This window comes from Nocardia sp. NPDC058058 (assembly GCF_042885355.1).
Lineage (GTDB): Bacteria > Actinomycetota > Actinomycetes > Mycobacteriales > Mycobacteriaceae > Nocardia.
On the sequence record NZ_JBHVSA010000004.1, the window covers coordinates 445,505 to 462,584 of the forward strand.

General features: G+C 68.8%; 13 protein-coding genes. 10 read left to right on the forward strand and 3 right to left on the reverse strand.

What is annotated here, in order from left to right:
- Positions 1-61 precede the first annotated feature (61 nt).
- Positions 62-547, reverse strand: coding sequence for a peptidylprolyl isomerase (locus ACFVUS_RS33155; protein WP_364641931.1), 486 nt, complete (start codon positions 545-547; stop codon positions 62-64).
- 252 nt (positions 548-799) lie between these two features.
- On the opposite strand from ACFVUS_RS33155, the gene ACFVUS_RS33160 reads away from it, so the two are divergent.
- From ACFVUS_RS33160 to ACFVUS_RS33175, 4 genes are read left to right on the forward strand one after another with little or no spacing between them, the layout of a single operon-like run.
- Positions 800-1,804, forward strand: coding sequence for an LLM class flavin-dependent oxidoreductase (locus ACFVUS_RS33160; protein WP_387778425.1), 1,005 nt, complete (start codon positions 800-802; stop codon positions 1,802-1,804).
- A 36-nt stretch (positions 1,805-1,840) separates the two neighbouring features.
- Positions 1,841-3,136: a GNAT family N-acetyltransferase gene (locus tag ACFVUS_RS33165; protein WP_387775669.1), complete on the forward strand. Its 1,296-nt coding sequence runs from the start codon at positions 1,841-1,843 to the stop codon at positions 3,134-3,136.
- Between the two features lie 12 nt (positions 3,137-3,148).
- Positions 3,149-4,420, forward strand: coding sequence for a condensation domain-containing protein (locus tag ACFVUS_RS33170; protein WP_387775672.1), 1,272 nt, complete (start codon positions 3,149-3,151; stop codon positions 4,418-4,420).
- Positions 4,417-5,658 (forward strand): glycosyltransferase, encoded by a 1,242-nt coding sequence (locus tag ACFVUS_RS33175; protein WP_387775675.1) that lies wholly within the window; start codon positions 4,417-4,419, stop codon positions 5,656-5,658. Before ACFVUS_RS33170 ends, ACFVUS_RS33175 begins: the two co-directional genes overlap by 4 nt.
- Positions 5,659-5,761: 103 nt before the next feature.
- Here the strand turns inward: ACFVUS_RS33175 and ACFVUS_RS33180 are convergent, their stop codons facing one another.
- Positions 5,762-7,252, reverse strand: a complete 1,491-nt coding sequence (locus ACFVUS_RS33180) for an MDR family MFS transporter (RefSeq protein WP_387775678.1) — start codon at positions 7,250-7,252, stop codon at positions 5,762-5,764.
- Between the two features lie 479 nt (positions 7,253-7,731).
- Between ACFVUS_RS33180 and ACFVUS_RS33185 the strand changes: the two genes are divergently transcribed.
- The 4 genes from ACFVUS_RS33185 to hrpB all read left to right on the forward strand — a co-directional run bounded on the left by ACFVUS_RS33185 (position 7,732) and on the right by hrpB (position 12,566).
- The gene (locus tag ACFVUS_RS33185; RefSeq protein ID WP_387775681.1) at positions 7,732-8,355 is read left to right on the forward strand and encodes a hypothetical protein; all 624 of its coding nucleotides are present in this window, start codon (positions 7,732-7,734) and stop codon (positions 8,353-8,355) included.
- A gap of 30 nt (positions 8,356-8,385) precedes the next feature.
- Positions 8,386-9,207: a helix-turn-helix domain-containing protein gene (locus ACFVUS_RS33190; RefSeq protein ID WP_387775684.1), complete on the forward strand. Its 822-nt coding sequence runs from the start codon at positions 8,386-8,388 to the stop codon at positions 9,205-9,207.
- A 92-nt stretch (positions 9,208-9,299) separates the two neighbouring features.
- Positions 9,300-9,917 carry a hypothetical protein gene (locus ACFVUS_RS33195; RefSeq protein WP_387775687.1) on the forward strand — a complete coding sequence of 206 codons (618 nt, stop codon included), beginning with the start codon at positions 9,300-9,302 and terminating at the stop codon, positions 9,915-9,917.
- Between the two features lie 66 nt (positions 9,918-9,983).
- Complete coding sequence (gene hrpB, locus ACFVUS_RS33200) at positions 9,984-12,566, forward strand: ATP-dependent helicase HrpB (protein ID WP_387775690.1); 2,583 nt, start codon at positions 9,984-9,986, stop codon at positions 12,564-12,566.
- 177 nt (positions 12,567-12,743) lie between these two features.
- Here hrpB and ACFVUS_RS33205 read toward each other — a convergent pair whose 3' ends face one another.
- Complete coding sequence (locus tag ACFVUS_RS33205) at positions 12,744-13,193, reverse strand: SgcJ/EcaC family oxidoreductase (protein ID WP_387775693.1); 450 nt, start codon at positions 13,191-13,193, stop codon at positions 12,744-12,746.
- 151 nt (positions 13,194-13,344) lie between these two features.
- Here ACFVUS_RS33205 and ACFVUS_RS33210 point away from each other — a divergent pair, with 151 nt between their 5' ends.
- Positions 13,345-14,394, forward strand: coding sequence for a hypothetical protein (locus ACFVUS_RS33210; RefSeq protein WP_387775696.1), 1,050 nt, complete (start codon positions 13,345-13,347; stop codon positions 14,392-14,394).
- 351 nt (positions 14,395-14,745) lie between these two features.
- A complete protein-coding gene (locus tag ACFVUS_RS33215; protein ID WP_387775699.1) occupies positions 14,746-16,959 on the forward strand; it encodes an ArnT family glycosyltransferase in 2,214 nt (737 codons plus the stop codon).
- Positions 16,960-17,080: the final 121 nt, after the last annotated feature.

Consider the following 17,080-nt stretch of genomic DNA (forward strand, 5'->3'; position numbering starts at 1 on the left):
TCCCGAGGGATCGCAGGATAGATCCCTCGAATATAGAACACGTTCTAATAGGCGAACGGGCTCAGTGCTCGTGATCGTCCTCGCCGTGCGGGTGGCCGTGCGCCAGCTCCTCATCGGTGGCATCGCGGATATCGACGACCTTGACCTGGAAGTGCAGACGCTGACCGGCCAGCGGATGGTTGGCGTCGATGGTCACGTCATTGCCGTCGATCGCGCGCACGGTGACGATCTGCGAATCGCCGTCCGGCGCCTCGGCGTGGAATTCCATACCGGGCTCGAGCTCGTCGACGCCCTCGAACATATCCTTGTCCACCGTGCTGATCAGCTCGGCCAGGTATTCGCCGTAGCCGTCGACCGGCTCGACCACCACCAGCAGCTCGTCCCCGGTGCCCTTACCCTCGAGCGCCTGCTCCAGCCCGGGCACGATGTTCTCGGCGCCGTGCAGGTAGACCAACGGGTCCTCCCCGACCGAGGTGTCCAGCACATCCCCGTCGTCATCGGTCAGGGTGTACTCGATGGAGACGACCTTGTCAGCGGTAATCGACATGGTGATGGCCCTTTCGCAGAGGTTTTCCGAACGAGCAAATGTATCCCGATTCCCCGGCGGTCATGACGCTGCACGCCGGACCGGACGAACGTGCCCTCGAGTGAACTTGCGCCGGCGCGGTGCCACTGGCGGTGGTTGCCGCGCACCGGGCTCCTCCACCCAGTGGTTGTCCCGCGCCGGGGAGGTTGTGACTGGGGCAGCCGAGCGGTTGCCCGGAATCGGCCCGGGTTCGATATTTGGCTGGTGAACCCGATGGACGTGGTGGCAGCGCTCCGGCTGAACATGACCAATACCGATGATCCGGGCGCGCGGCATGAGCAGCGCTACCGGGCGGCGATCGAAATGGCCGAGTACGCCGATCGGCACGGTTTCGCGGCGGTGAGTTGCGAGGAGCATCATCTGTCCGGAACCGGTTGGCTGCCTTCGCCATTGGTGCTCGCGGGCGCGGTGGCGGCCCGCACCGAACGAGTCGCGGTGACCATCAGCGCGCTGCTGGTGCCGCTCTACGATCCGATCCGGCTGGCAGCCGATATCGCTGTGCTGGACAATATTTCGGGCGGACGGCTGGTCATCGTCGCCGGAATGGGTTACCGGCCGGAGGAATACGCCGCCATGGGCCGGGACTGGGATCGGCGCGGCGAACTCATGGACACCGCGCTGGAGACCCTGCTCGCGGCCTGGCGGGATGTGCCGTTCGAGCATGCGGGCGCGCTCATCGACGTCACCCCGAAACCCTGTACGCGACCGCATCCGATGGTGTTCGCCGGCGGTATGACCCGGGCCGCGGCCCGGCGCGCGGCGCGCTTCGGCCTGCCGTTCTCACCGCCGATGTCGATGCCCGACCTGGAGCGGTACTACCTGGCCGAGCTGGAGCGACTCGGCAAATTCGGTTTCGTGCACCGCCCCGAACCCGGCAACAAGCTCACCCTGCTGCACGAGGATCCGGACGCCGGATGGCGGGAGTACGGTCCGTACATCCTCAATGAGGCGCGCGAATACGGCTCCTGGCGGCGCGCCGGACTGCGGCGACCCAACGAGGCCGAGGTGACCACCGTCGCGGAGGTGCGGGCCCGGGGCTACGCCGAGATCCTCACCCCGGATGAGCTGCTCGCCCAAATCGCCGGTGGCAGAACCGAGATCGTGATGAATCCGCTCATCGGCGGACTGCCGGTGGCGGATGGCTGGGCCAGCCTGCGCCTGCTCGGCGACGACGTGCTCGCGCGCCTGGACGCACCCGCCGCCCCGGGAGTCGGCTAACGGCCCGACCGGTGCCGCCGTTTCCGAGGCACTGAGATGCGCTACGCGGCAACCGCTCCGGGCGGTCGTATGCCCGCGGCGGCCACCGGCTCCGAACTTCCCGCCTACGAAAGGTATTCACCGATGATCTCCGAACTCATGGCCTACCGGGAGGGGCTGGCCGTGGACGGCCTGCGCATCCGCCGGGCGCGCGAGGATGACTGGGACGCACTGCGCGACTGCTACGACCGAGCCTTCGGCGGCGTGCACGCCAAGGATTTCGAGAGCTGGAAGCGGCAGTTCCGGCTCACCGATGTCATTGTGGCCGAAGATGTCTCGGATCCGGACGCACCTTTCGTGGCGGGGACCGGATCGGTGATCCGCATGCGGGTCGCCGTGCCCGGCGGCGCGGAGCTGGACGTCGCCGCCTGCGCGCAGGGCATGGTCGCCACCACCCACCAGAATCGCGGCCTCTACTCCAAGATTCAGGCGGAGATGATGTACATCGCGCTCGAGACCGGCGCGGACGTCTTCGCCGCCATGCCCGGACCGGGCGGCAATTACGGCGCGGTCGGGATCGCGAGCCATACCCGGCGGCTGCGCATCGACCGCCGCCGCGCGAAACTCCGTGCCGGGGCCGACGATTCGCCCCCGGCACGGGAACTGCGGCCCAGCGTCGCCCGCGACCGGCTGCGTGAGATCTACGATCGCTGGCAGCGGATCACCCCGGGAGCGCTGAGTCGCAGCGAATTCTATTGGCCCGCAACCTATGACGATTCCTCCTGTGTGATCACGCACCCGGACGGCTACGTCATCTACGACCTGATCGGCGATACCGTGCGGGTGCGCGACTTCTGTGCGCTCACCCTGCCCGCGCACCGCGAACTGCTGCGCTGCCTGCTCGGGCACGGCGAATACCGCGAGGTCCTGCTGGACACCGCCGTCGACGATCCGACCCCGCTGCTGCTCGGCGATCCGCGCGTGGCGGCCACGACCGGTGTGGACACCGGTGTCTGGATGTGGATCCTGAACTCGCCCAAGGCCTTCGAAGCACGCGCCTACCGCGCCGACTTCCACGGCGTGCTCGAGATCGACGACCCCTACGGAATGAGCCCCGGCCGCTTCACCCTCGATGTCACCGACGGTCGGGGCAGTTGGACGCCCGCGCCCGAGGGCGTTCCCGCCGATCTGCGCCTGAGCCCCGCCGAACTCGCCAGCGTGTACTTCGGCGCGCTCACCCCGCTGGAACTGCATCGCGCCGGGCGCATCACCGAATCGACCCCGGGCACGGTGGCGGCTCTGGATCAGGCGCTGGCCCCGCTGCGGCGGCCCTTCAACATCACCCCCTTCTGACCCGAGGACACCATGACCACGCTGCGCCCAGGGCGGCTCACCGCCGCCGCCAAGAAGTTCCTCATGTGGGATCCGAACCCGGCCGTCTTCGGAATCACCATCCCCTGCCCGGTTCCGGTCTCGATGGGCCTCGATGACGCGCGCGCACTGGTCAACGCGCTCATCGACAATCACGAATCGCTGCGCAGCCGGTACAGCTACGGCATGGACGCGCGCTGCCTGATCGAACCGCCGTCCGGCGGCGAAATCGACACCGCGAGAATCGATGTGCGGGTAGTCGATATCGAGCAGGTAGCCGGCGACGACATCCCGCAGGTGATCGAGGAGGAGACCGCCAAGAGCAATCTCCGGCTCGACCCGACCACCGGCAAGATCGTCACCGCCGCCCTGCTCACCCGCTCGGCCGACGTCAATATCCTGCTGCTCACCATTCATCACATCGCCATCGACGGCGTCGCCATGTGGGTGATGTGGGACGACGTGGCCACCTACGCCCGGCAATGGGAAGCGGGAGAGGCGATTTCGCTGCGACCGGAGCTGACCACGGGCTCGGAGTGGGCCGAATTCCTCGATGAGTACGCGCTGACCCGGACCGGTGAGCTGGACTACTGGTCCGCCGCCTCGGATATCGAACCGCACGTTGAAAACCGGCCGGACACACCGGAATCCGCGTATCTGGACGGCGTCATCGAAGGTCCGCTCGCACTGCGGCTGCTCGAGGAACTGCCCGCCGCGCTCGATGCCTCCTACACTCGAATCCTGCTGATAGCACTGGGTTTGGCCATCGAGGACGTCACCGGCGTGGCCCGGCCCATCCAGGTGCAGAAGCACGGCCGCTACAGCCGCCTGCGCCCCGGCACCGACCTCAGCCGCACCGTCGCCTGGCTCTCGGACGATTACCCGTGGCTGGTGCGCTCGGTGACCGGCGACCACGGCGAGCGCATGCGCGCTGCCGTGGCCAACTATCCGGCGCATCCGGAGGATTACACGGTGCTGTTCTGGCACCATCCCGACGGCTGGTCGCGGCTGGTGGAATTCAATGTCCCGAAGTTCTACTTCAACTTCCTCGGCGATGTCGGGGTGTGGATTCCGGGCGCGCACTCCCGCGAACAGGCGCGCCTGACCGTGTTCGACCTGAGCATGTTCCTGGGCGCATCGGAGAACGACGGCATTCGCCGCGTGCACTACTCGGTGCACTCGCCCACCGGCGGCATCGGCCTCGACCGTGTGCGAGAGATTGTCGCGCAGTGGCTTTCGATCATCGAGACGGTGGAGATCGCATGAGCAGAATGATCATCACCGGCATCGGCAGCCACGGCGATATCGCCCCGCTCACCGGACTCGGCGTGCGATTGCGCGAGGCCGGGCACGAGGTGGTCGTCGCCGCGCATTCGGTGTTCGCCGAGCTGATCACCGGCCGCGGACTCGACTTCCGGCTGATGGAAACCAATATCGACATCGATATGAACGATCCGAATGTCGACAAGCGCAAGGCCGCATGGCAATTCGCCTCTCCCGCCGGGGTGCGCGCCACCGGTATGGGCATGATCGAGGCGCTGCGCGACGAGCCGGCCGATGTCATGCTGCTGGCGCAGCTCACCGAAGGGGCGGGCTTCCCGCTGGCCGAGGCCAAGGGGATTCCGGCCATCGGGCTGCGCTTCCAGCCGATGTGCGCGACCGCGGCCTATCCGCCCGCCTCCTTGGGGCCAAGGTCGTTCGGCCCGTTCGGAAATCGGCTGGCCGCCGAAATCGGCGGCTGGCTCGGCGATACCGTGTACCGCGGCGTCGTCGGCGACTTCCGTCGTGAGCTGGGACTGCCGGAGGTGCCGGTGCGCGAGCTGCGCCGCCGTCGCACCGCCGCCGAATGGCCCATCCTGCACGGCTATTCGCCCTATGTGCTGCCCCGCCCCGCCGATTGGCGAGCCGGACTGGAGGTCACCGGGTACTGGTGGCCGCCCCGCCCGCTGGACTGGCAGCCGCCCGCCGAGCTGACCGAGTTCCTGGCGGCCGGACCGCCGCCGGTGTTCATCGGATTCGGCAGCGTGGTGAACACCAGCGCGCACAGCGCCCGCATCTCGGAGATCGTGCGTAAGGCCCTGCGGCAGGCCGGTGTTCGCGGTGTGGTGCAGGCGGGCTGGCTGCAATTGGATGTCAGCGACGACGATGTGCTCACCATCGGCGAGGTCCCGCACGACTGGCTGTTCCCGCAGATGGCGGCCGTCGTGCATTCCTGCGGTGCGGGCACCAGCGCCGCCGGGTTGCGCGCGGGCGTTCCGGCGATCGGCGTCCCGAGCTATTCGGATCAGCCGTTCTGGGCGCGGCGGCTCACCGAACTCGGTGTCTGCGCGGGCACCATCCCGCACGCGAAACTCGGCGTCGACGCGCTGGCCGCCGCTATCCGTACCGCGCTCACCGATGCGACCCTGCGCGCCAATGCCGCCGAGGTCGCGGCGCGGCTCGCACAGGAAGACGGTGCGGGACAGGCGATCAAGGCGATAGAGGCGCACCTGGCCACCCGATGAATCTCCGCCCCCGAAACACGGTGCGGGACAGCCCGGGCGGGAAAGCGGTGCGGGCGCACCCGATTCGGATGCGCCCGCACTGTATTCGGCTCTCGCCGGATACTCAGTCCTTCACGAGAACCGGTGTGGCGTCCTCGAGTTCGTCCACCGTCGGCGCCGCGTGCTCGGGCTCCGGGGCGCGGCTGGGCAGCAGCACCGCCATCACGATCACCAGGATGGACAGCGCCGCCGAGACCGCGAAGGCCAGCCGCATACCGTTCAGATGCGCTTCCGGCACAGCGGTTCCGGAATCGATCAGCGAATTGGCGCGACCCGACATGATCGTCACCACCAGCGCCGTACCGAAGGCCGCCGCCACCTGCTGCAGCGTGCCGAGCATGGAGCTGCCGTGCGAATAGAGCTGCATGGGCAGCGAACCCAGGCCGAGCGTGAAGACCGGCGTGAACGCCGCGGCCAGCGAGGCCATCAGCAGGATGTGCAGGGCCAGCAGCTGCCAGTACGGCATGGTCAGCGAGATCTGGGTGAATCCGGCGAGCGCGGCGGTAATGCCGATCGCGGCCGGAATCACCAGCACCCGGCCACCGAAACGGTCGAAGATCTTGCCGACGGTCGGGCCGAGCAGACCCATCGCCAGACCACCGGGCATGACCAGCAGACCCGTCTGCAACGGGGACAGCCCGCGCAGCGTCTGCAGGTACAGCGGCAGCAGGATCATCGAGCCCATCATGGCCAGGAAGGCGACCGCCATCAGGACCAGCGATTTGGTGTAGGTCGGCGCCAGCAGCACGCGCAGATCGAGCAGCGGGCCGCTGCCACGCTGCAAACGGATCTGCCGCCAGGCGAATACGGCGATCAGGGCCGCACCGGCGGCGATGATCAGCGCGGGCGTGGTGGCATCGCCACCGCCGAACTTGCTCAGGCCGTAGACCAGGCTGCCGAAGCCGAGGGCCGCCAGAATCACGCTCGCCACATCGATCGCGCCGCTCTGCGGTTCACCGATGTTCTCCAGCTTGCGCAGGCCCAGCCAGGTGACCACACCCGCGATCGGCAGCATCAGCACGAACAGCCAGCGCCACGAACCGATCTGCAGGATCAGACCGGAGATGACCGGGCCCATGGCGGGCGCCACCGAAATGGCCAGCGTGACATTGCCCATGACGCGGCCGCGATCCTGTTCGTGCACGACCGTCATCAGCGTGGTCATCAGCAGCGGCATCATCACCGCGGTGCCACCGGCCTGGATGACCCGGCCGACCAGCAGAATCGCGAACGACGGCGCCACCGAGGAGAGCGCGGTGCCGACCAGGAACACACCCATCGCCAGGGCGTATGCCCGGCGGGTGGTGACCCGCTGCAGGAACCAGCCGGTGGCCGGAATCAGCGCGGCCATGGTGAGCATGAACGCGGTGGAAACCCACTGCGCCGAGCGATCACTGACCTTCAGATCCGTCATCAGGCGCGGGATCGCGTTGATCATGATGGTTTCGTTCAGAATCACCACGAAGGTCGCGAGCACCAGCAGCCGGATGACCGTCGGGGTTCCGCCTCCCGAGGGAGCCTGCGCTCCCGGGGGAGCGGATATATCGGCGTGCATTCGGGTACCTCCGGGGCGTGAGCTCGAGAACAGACGTGTGGACCGGCGGCGAGTCATCGACTCCCGGATCCCGGCGCCACACGAGAACAGACGGGAACGGGTCGCTCAACTCATCGGTCGCGCGTCAGTATTCCGGGCGGCACCGACGCGAATCCTCTGATTTTCGCGCCGCCGCGGTGTGATGCGCCGCCGGATTCAACCGCTCACCAGCGACTTTCCAGCATCACGAAAATAGTCAGTGACCCTGGTCACCCGATCCGGTGCGGGCTCATCTGCGTCAGTGGCGTCGCGGGCCCGATGGCCTGTCAATCCGCGTGGGTCGCCCAACTTGGGTGGGTCGGGGCGGATGTGCGGTGAACCGCGGTGCTGCACAATCGAATCGGCTGGTGATTTCGACCGGGTCTACTTGGCGTGCTCTTAAGGCGAAAGGCGGCAATGTCTTAAGTCACCGTAAATCCGCGTCTGCCACGCTTTCGCTCATGACGGCGGGCGCATCCGGCACACAGCGGGACTGTGAGGCATTGTGTATCGCCGTCGAACGACGCATGGCGATCCGGCTCACGGTGGGACCCGTTGCGGGAGAACTCTTTCGGGTGATCGATCTGCTCGGCGGCCTGCTGCGGCACAGTCGCACGGTGGCCGGGGTGTGGGATATGGATCCCACGCTGGCCGATGAGTTGCCCGGTACCCAGCGCATGCGCGAAATCGAGGACTTCCTCGCGCTGGCGCGGCGTATCGTGCGCGAATCCGATCAGATCTGTCCGGCCGAACCCACCGCACCCGAACGGCGGCGGCGCGTCTGGGGCGATCTCACCGATCTGCTCATCCGCTCCGAGGTATTGGCCGAGCGGATCATTCGCGTGGTTCCGCGTCAGCACGACACTGTCGAGGGCTCGCGCGAGATCTCCCGGCTGCGCCTGGCAACCCACGCCGACACCCTCGTCGAGGCCGCGCTGTTGATCCGCTCGGCGGTGCGCGAGGCGCTGCGGGTGCCCTCACCCGACGCCGACGCGCTCCGCCTGGCCGCCACCGCCGACCTCGTCATACAGCTGGCGGCCGGACTGGACGCCGAAACGTGTATCACGGCGCGCCAAGTCATTTGAACCGCGTCAGAACGAAAAGCTAGGAGCACAATGCGCGCCGTTCCGGCCGAGAACAACGGCAGCGAACAGAAGATGCTTGGCAGCTATATGCAGCGCCAGCGTCTCGAACTCGGATTGACGCAGGCACAGGTCGCGGCATTGCTGTTCATGTCCAGCTCCGGCTTCGAGAAATACGAGAACGGGCAGCGGGTGCCCACCGTCGCCGCCATCCGATCCTGGTGCACCGCACTGGATCTGCCGCGCTACAAGCGGCGCAAGGTGTGGTCCATGGTGATGGGGGAGGACCTCACCGTCGCCGCCGGACAACTGGAGTCGGTGACCGCCGCCGAGGTCAATCTGATGAACCACATGCCGGGACCGGCCTTCCTGCACCGGGTTCCGGAGTACTACGTGCTCGGCGCGAATGCCCGTGCGGTGGAGATGTTTCCGTGGCTGGACCCGGCGCTCGGCACCCCGGAACAGCCGGTGAACGTGATCGTGCAGATGATGACCGATCCGCGGGCGCGCGAGGTGCTGGTGAACTGGGAAGCCATCGTGCACCGGCTGGTCTACATCCTGAAGGAGAACTCGCTCGGCATCGTGCCCGAACCGGAGATCGCCGCGATTCGCGAAGCCTGCCGGGAGAATCCGAACTTCGATCGGATGTGGAACACCGCCATGCCGGTCACCGCGTACTACGACGACACCGTCATCGTGCGCGAACCCGAATGCGGTGAGGAGATCGTTTTCCAGATGGATTCGCTGCGCTGGGCGCATCCCTGGCGCGATATCGAGATGTTCAGTCTGACACCGAGAAACACCGATGAGCTGCCACCCCTGCACGAGACGGTGCCCGGTATCTTCGCCTGGTGATCCGCGCCGATCGTACGCCCGGTTAACGACCCCGCCGCGCGGCTCGATGACCTATATGGCGTCGGGGGTGACATCGAAATCGGGAGAAATACATGAAGGCATGGGTTTTGGCGTTCGCGGCCGTCGCTGCCATCGGGGGCATCGCCGGATGTAATGACGACACCGCCACCACCGGGGCCGGCCCCGGTGCGAATACACCGATCACCACCCCGGCCGGCGGGGACGCCAACCCGGGATCGCCCGGCACGGTCGCCTCGTCGTCACCGGCCGCCGGACTGCCCACCCGCAATGACGCGAATGTGGACGCCCGCGACTTCCAGCAGGGCGACAAGTACTACTTCCAGTCGCCGACCGGAAACATCATGTGCGGCTTCATCAACGAGGGCACCTTCGGCACCGGCTGCCAGCTCGAACACGCTTCGGTCATCCCCACCGCGCTACCCGACTGCGGCACCCGGCCGAACCGCGCGGTCGCGGCCTACATCACCGGCGCCAAATCCCAGTTCATCTGCCTGAGCCAGGGCGTCTTCGTCGGCAGCCCGCTCGGCCCCGTCACCTCGGGCCCCGCCAAGGGCGGCGGCAAAGTCCTGGAATACGGCCAAACCATCATCGTGCGCGGCACCGCCTGCACCTCCACCCAGGCCGGCGTCCGCTGCGATTCGGGCGGCCACGGCTTCTTCATCGCCGCCGACCAGCAAAGCCTGTTCTGACCGGGCGGGCACCGAAAACCATGCGGAGCGCGGCGGCAGGGGGTGCGGAAGGCAGACTGGGCGGCAATGAAACTGCCTGAACTGCCGGATCTACCGGTACGCGCGGCGCTCGACGAGATTGTCGGGACGCTGGCCGGAAACGGAACCGCGGTACTGGTCGCGCCGCCGGGGACCGGGAAGACGACGCTGGTGCCGTTGGCGTTGGCCGCCGCGACCGACGGGCGAATCGTGGTCGCGGAGCCGCGGCGATTGGCGGCGCGGGCGGCGGCGGGACGGATGGCGGCGCTACTGGGCGAGCCGGTCGGGGAGCGCGTCGGGTATTCGGTGCGCGGGGATCGGCGGGTGAGCGCGGGGACCCGCGTCGAGGTCGTCACCTCGGGGCTGCTGGTGCGGCGGTTGCAGAACGATCCGGAATTGAGCGGTGTCGACACGGTGGTGCTCGACGAGTGCCACGAGCGGCATCTGGACGCCGATCTACTGCTCGCCCTACTGCTGGACGCGCGGGGTGGGCTGCGGCCGGATCTGCGGGTGCTGGCCACCTCCGCCACCGTCGCGGCGGATCGGCTGGCGGCATTGCTCGGCGGTGACCGGCCCGCGCCGGTGCTGGAGGTGCATGGACGCGCGTATCCGGTTGAAATGGAATATGTTTCGGCGCTGCCCAAGGAGCGGACCGAGGCGCATGTGGCGCGGACCGTGCGATCGGCGCTGGCCGGATCCGCCGGGGATGCGCTGGTCTTCCTGCCCGGTGCGGCCGAGATTCGCCGGGTGAGCGCACAACTGTCCGGACTGCCGGATATCGATGTAATGCCTTTGCACGGCAGGCTTTCCGGGGCTGCCCAGGATGCGGCCCTGCGGGCGGGAAGTCGCCGCCGCGTCGTATTGTCCACGGCCGTAGCCGAATCCAGTCTCACCGTGCCCGGGGTACGCATTGTCGTGGACTCCGGGCTGGCGCGCGTCCCGCGCGTCGACCACCGTCGCGGCCTGTCCGGCCTTGCGACGGTGCGGGTTTCGGCCGCCGTCGCCGAACAGCGCGCGGGTCGCGCCGGGCGCGAGGCACCCGGCTGGGCCTGGCGCTGCTGGCCCGAATACGAGCACGCCACCCTGCCCGCCTACCCCGAACCGGAGATCCGCACCGCCGACCTCACCCGCCTCGCCCTGGAACTGGCCTGCTGGGGCACCGCCGACGGTCAGGGCCTGGGCTGGTGGGATCCGCCGCCCCCGGGAGCCCTCGCCGCGGGCCGAGAAGTACTGCGCGCCTTGGGAGCCGAGGAACCCGGCGGTGCGGTCACCGATCGGGGCCGCCGTATGGCAGCCCTCGGCCTGCACCCCCGGCTGGCGCGTGCCCTCCTCGATGGCGCGGCCCAGGTGGGAGCCCGCCCCGCCGCCGAAGTGGTCGCCCTGCTCGACGACGACACCGCCATTGCCACCGTTGACCTGATTACCGCCATCCGCACCCTGCGCGCCGATCCGCCCCAGCGGTGGAAGCGCGAGGTGGACCGCCTCACCCGGCTCGTCGAAAATGCCGAGGGCTCGGACCGCGAGCGGTTCGGGAAGGCGGATGGCGCACGCCGGGACCGCGATTCACGGCAGTCGGCGAGTAATGCCGGGACCGCCGCAGACGGACCGGAACGCGATCGGCGGCAGGGGCGGAGTTCGGCCCCGCGGCCGCGTAATGCGGACGATCCGGCTCTCGTTGCGGCGCTTGCCTATCCGGAGCGGTTGGCGCGGCGGCGGGGGCCGGGATCGCCCAGCTATCTGATGGCGGGCGGTACCGCGGTATCGCTGCCGCCGGGTTCCGGTGTGGGGGAGTCGGAATGGCTGGCGGTCGCGGGCGCATCCAGGGATCCGGGGCGGGCCGAGGGGCGAATTCGGCTGGCCGCCATGGCCGATGAGCAATTGGCCCGGCAGGCCGCGCCGGATCTGCTGGTCCGGGCCGATGAGGTCGACTGGGTCGACGGTGATGTGGTCGCGCGGCGGGTCGAGCGACTGGGCGCGATCGTGCTGTCGGAGCGACCTTTACCGAGTCCGGACCGGGCGCTGGTGGAACAGGCGCTGCGCCGTGGGCTGAGCACGCAGGGGTTGCGACTGCTGCGGTGGAATGCCGACGCGGTCGGCCTGCGACAGCGGCTGGATTTCCTGCACCGCACGCTCGGCGCGCCCTGGCCCGCGATGGATGATCCAGCGCTGCTGGATGATTCGGAGAGCTGGCTCGGCCCGGAACTGGCCACCGCCAACCGTCGTGCCGATCTCGAACGTATCGATGCCGGTCACGCGCTCCGTCGCCTGCTGCCCTGGCCGCAGGCGGGCCGCTTCGACGAGCTGGCCCCGGAACGTCTGGAAGTCCCCTCCGGCAGCAAGATTCGCCTCGACTACTCGGGTGACACCCCGATCCTGGCCGTCAAGGTCCAGGAGATCTTCGGCTGGGCCGAGATCCCTCGCCTGGCCGACGGCCGGGTGCCGATCCTGCTGCACCTGCTCTCGCCCGCGCAGCGCCCGATCGCTGTCACCGCCGACCTGGCCTCCTTCTGGCAGAACGGCTGGCCCCAGGTTCGCGCCGAACTCCGCGGCCGCTACCCCAAACACGCCTGGCCGGAAGATCCCGCCGCCATGCCCGCCCATCGCGGCACCGCCCGCCGCGCCCGCGATTAGCGATCCCGCGCAGCGCTCGCCGTGCCGGTGAGTAGCGATCCCGCGCGGCGCCGGTGGGTAGCGACCTCGCGCACCGTACCCGTAACAAGCTTTCGCCGATCGCGGCGCGGCCCGTCGTACGGGTAATCGCACCCCGCCGAGGGGTGTACGGGGCTCGGCGGGGTGCGGGCTCGCGCCTCAGTCGGCGCGAGGGATCGGGGTGTTGTGGCGGGCGATCGTCCACCAGCGGCCGTTCTCCTTGATCAGCACGTAGAGCGCGACCATGGCCGGATCCGGATCCACCGGCTCGCCCGCGGCGGTGGTCTCGCGTGCGAGCTTGTGCACGAGCGCGACATCGGGCCGGGGGAAGGTGATGTCGGCGATGTCGTAGCGCACGAACTGGTCCTTCAGAAATCCGGCGAGCCCGGCCTCCGAGGCGGCGCGCACGGTGTCCGCGCCGTGCATGACCATGCCGACGGCATTGCCCGCGCTGGCATTGGCGGCGTAGTCCGCGGCCATGAGCTCGGCGTCATTGGTGTTGAACGCCCGCTGCGCATTCGCGATCACCTGCGTGATCGCGGCGATATCGGCGGTGTGATCGACCGTGGTGTCCTCGATGACCGGCGCGGTCGCGGCTGCTGTGCTCATGACCAACATCCTGATACCTCAACCAATATTGAGGTCAAGCCCTGCGTTGTCGAGTGACCCACCTCACGCACCCAAGGCTTGCGCAGATACCCCCAGGGGGTATTAACTCTGATCCGTACCAGAGATCGAAATCGGTTGAGAGGGATCCGAAATGACCACCCACGCACACACCACAGACCACGCCGCGCACGCCGATCACGCCGCGCACGCCGATCACGCCGCGCACGCCGCGCACGCCGCGCACGCCGATCACGCCGCGCACGCCGCGCACGCCGATCACGCCGCGCACGCCGATCATGCTGGTCATGTCGATCACGCGGCGCATGCGGCCCACGGTGCACACGCCGCGCACACGGGACATGTTGCGGCTGTGGCAGATCCGCACGCGGGGCACGGCGCGCACGCCGCTCATGCTGGCGCGCAGGGCAATACGCACGGCGGGCACGAAGGCGGCGGGCATGACGCGCACGCCGGTCATGACGCCGGGCTGCCGGGCGGATTGCAGGTCACGCAGGACGGGTACACGCTCGAGTTGGGCGAAACCATCCTGCACGCGGGCGAATTCGAATTCCGGTTCCGGATTCTCGGTCCCGAGGGGGAGCCGGTCACCGAGTACGCACCGCTGCACGATCGGGATCTGCACCTGATCGTCGTACAGCGGGAACTCACCGGATTCTGGCATGTGCACCCGGAATTGGCCGCCGACGGCACCTGGGCGGTGCGGCTGAATCTGCCCGCGGCGGGCGCGTATCGCGCGTTCACCGATATCGCGCCGACCGCGCTGGGCAAAACCATCACGCTCGGAGCCGATTTCGCCATCGCCGGTGACTACGATCCGCGGCCGACCCCGGAAGCGGCGCGCACCACCGTGGTCGACGGCTACGAGGTCACCCTCGACGGTGATCTCGTCCCCGGGGAAGGCCGTCTGCTCACCCTCACCGTTCGCAAGGACGGCGCACCGGTCGCGGACCTCGAGCCCTACCTCGCCGCCTACGGCCACCTGGTGATCCTGCGCGCGGGCGACCTGGCCTACGTGCACGTCCACCCCAACGGCGAACCCGGCGACGGCGTCACCGCCCCCGGACCCGACATCACCTTCCACACCGCGGTCCCCGGCCCCGGCACCTACCGCCTCTTCCTGGACTTCAAGCACAACGGCACCGTCCGCACCGCCCCCTTCACCCTCACCACGTACGCCTGACAACCCCTGCGCGACCATTCGCCCGCGACCCCGCGACCCCGCGACACCAACGCGCCCGACCTCCATCCGCCCGCGACCCCGCGCCGCCACCGGCGCGCCCTGCCGCCCCGACCGCAGCACAGCGGTTGGGGCGCAGTGCGTTTCGTGCGCTGCGCTTTCGCGCGGCCGTCCGCGCGAATCCAGGCGAACCGCGTTGACGATCCGGGTGAGCGGGCGTCGGGGATGCGGCCCCGGGGCGCAGCGGGCTCACAGCGAACTCCCAGGCGAGCTGAAGCGCGGACACATCGGGGCCTCATAGGCTGCGCGAGTCCGAGCAGGTGAAGAGCGGTTTTCGAGGAGGGTAGTGCGGGCATGACGGCGGCGATCAGCGTTGCGGACGGTGGGGTGCCGGTGCGGGACGAGACGTGGTGGAGGCCGGTGATATTCGGCCCACCCGGGAGTCCGCGCTGGGAACGGCCGGGACTGCTGGCACTACTCGCGGCCACCGCGGTGCTCTACCTGTGGGGACTCGGCGGGGCCGGGTGGACCAATGAGTACTACGCGGCCGCCGTGCAATCGGGGACACAGAGCTGGAAGGCGCTGCTGTTCGCCTCGCTCGACCCGCAGAACTCCATCACCGTGGACAAGCCGCCCGCCGCCATGTGGATCATGGGATTGTCCGGGCGGATATTCGGATTCAATTCGTGGTCCATGCTCGCGCCCGAGGCGCTCATGGGCGTGGCGGCGGTCGGACTGCTGGCGGCGACGGTGCGCCGCTGGGCGGGTCCGGCGGCCGGACTCATCGCGGGCGCGGCGCTCGCGGTAACCCCCGTGGCGGCCATGATGTTCCGCTACGACAACCCCGACGCGCTGCTGACCCTGCTGCTGGTCGCCGCCGCGTACTGCACGGTGCGCTCGGTGGACGCGCCCGGCGAACGCTGGTGGTCGGCGAGCACCGCCTGGCTGGCCGGTGCGGGCGTCCTGATGGGCCTTGGCTTCCTGACCAAAATGATGCAGGCGTTCCTGGTGCTGCCCGGCCTCGCCCTGGTGGTGCTGGTCGCGGGTGCGGGCGGAATCCTCACGCGCATAAAGAAACTCGCGACCGCCGGACTCGCCGTCGTGCTGTCCTCCGGCTGGTACGTGGCACTGGTGGCGCTGTGGCCCGCCGGATCCCGCCCGTACATCGGCGGATCCACCGATAACAGCCTGTGGGAGTTGGCCGTCGACTACAACGGCCTCGGCCGCGTATTCGGCAACCACGGCGGTGGCGGCGGACGCCCCGCCACGCCACACCCCACCACCGGTGCCGCCGCGCAACTCACCACCGGCGCGACCCCGACCCAATTCCCCACTGCCGCAGGGCAAATACCGGGCGGTGCAGGGCAGATTCCGGGCACACCCGACCAAATCCCCGGTGGTGGCGGGGGCGGCCAATTCCAGGGTGGTTTCGGGGGATTCGGTAGTCAGCCCGGGGTTACTCGGCTGTTCAACGGTGAGCTCGCGACGGAGTTCTCGTGGTTGTTGCCCGCCGCGCTCATCGCGTTGGTGGCCGGGATCTGGATTACGCGCCGGGTGGCGCGGACCGATCGGGTGCGGGCCGGGTTGGTGCTGTGGGGCGGCTGGTTGCTGGTGAGTGCGGCGGTGCTCAGTTATATGAGCCGGTCGTTCCACTCGTACTACTCGGTTGTGCTGGCTCCGCCGATCGCCGCGCTCATCGGCATCGGTGCGACCCAGCTCTGGCAGCGGCGCGAGCATATCGCCGCTCGCGCAACGCTTTCCGGTATGAGCGTGGCCACCGGTGTGTGGGCCTTCGTGCTGTTGAATCGCACCGCCTACTGGCTGCCGTGGTTGCGGTGGAGCATTCTCGTGCTCTCGATCGTGGCCGCGATACTGCTGCTCGGCATGCCGCGTGTGCGTCGCTTCGGCGTCGTAATCGGTGCTGCCGCACTGATTGTCGGACTGGTGGGACCGACCGCCTATGCGGTCGAGACCGTCGCGCAGGCGCATTCGGGTGGCAGCCCGATCGCCGGTCCGGAGCGACCCTCGCGCGGTGGGCAGAATCGCGGCGGCGGCAATGGCGCGGGCGATGATTCGGCCATCGACGCTCTGATCGCCTCGGCGAATACCCGCTGGGCCGCCGCCGCGGTGGGCGCCTCCCAGGTGAGTTCGATCGAATTGCGCACCGGCGCACCGCTACTGGCGGTCGGCGGTTTCAGCGGCCGCGACGAAGCCCCGACCCTGGCGCAGTTCCAGACCTACGTGGCGGACCATCAGGTCGGCTACTACCTGGTCCAGCAGCGCCAGAACCGCAACGGTCAGGACGAGAACACGCAGGCTGAAGACCAGGGCGCACCGGGTCGGGGAGACCAGGGCCAGGGCGCGCAGGGCCGCGGCGGCCGCGACCAGAACGGCCAGGGCGATCAAGGCGGCCAGGCCGGTCAGTACGGTCAAGGCGGTCAAGGCGGTCAGGGCGGCGGGCGTTCGGGATCCGGTGATTCGACCTCGGCGCAGATCACGGCCTGGGTGCGGGCGCACTACCCGGTCACCATGGTCGGCAATATGGAGGTCTACCACCTCGATTCCTAGCCGGGTGCTCGTGAACGGCCGGGGGGGGGGCCCAGGGGGGGGCGCCCGGTGCGCCATTTACGATGGCGCGGGGAACAGCCCCCCCTGCGGGGGCGCAAAATCGTTAAGTTTCGGTCGCAAG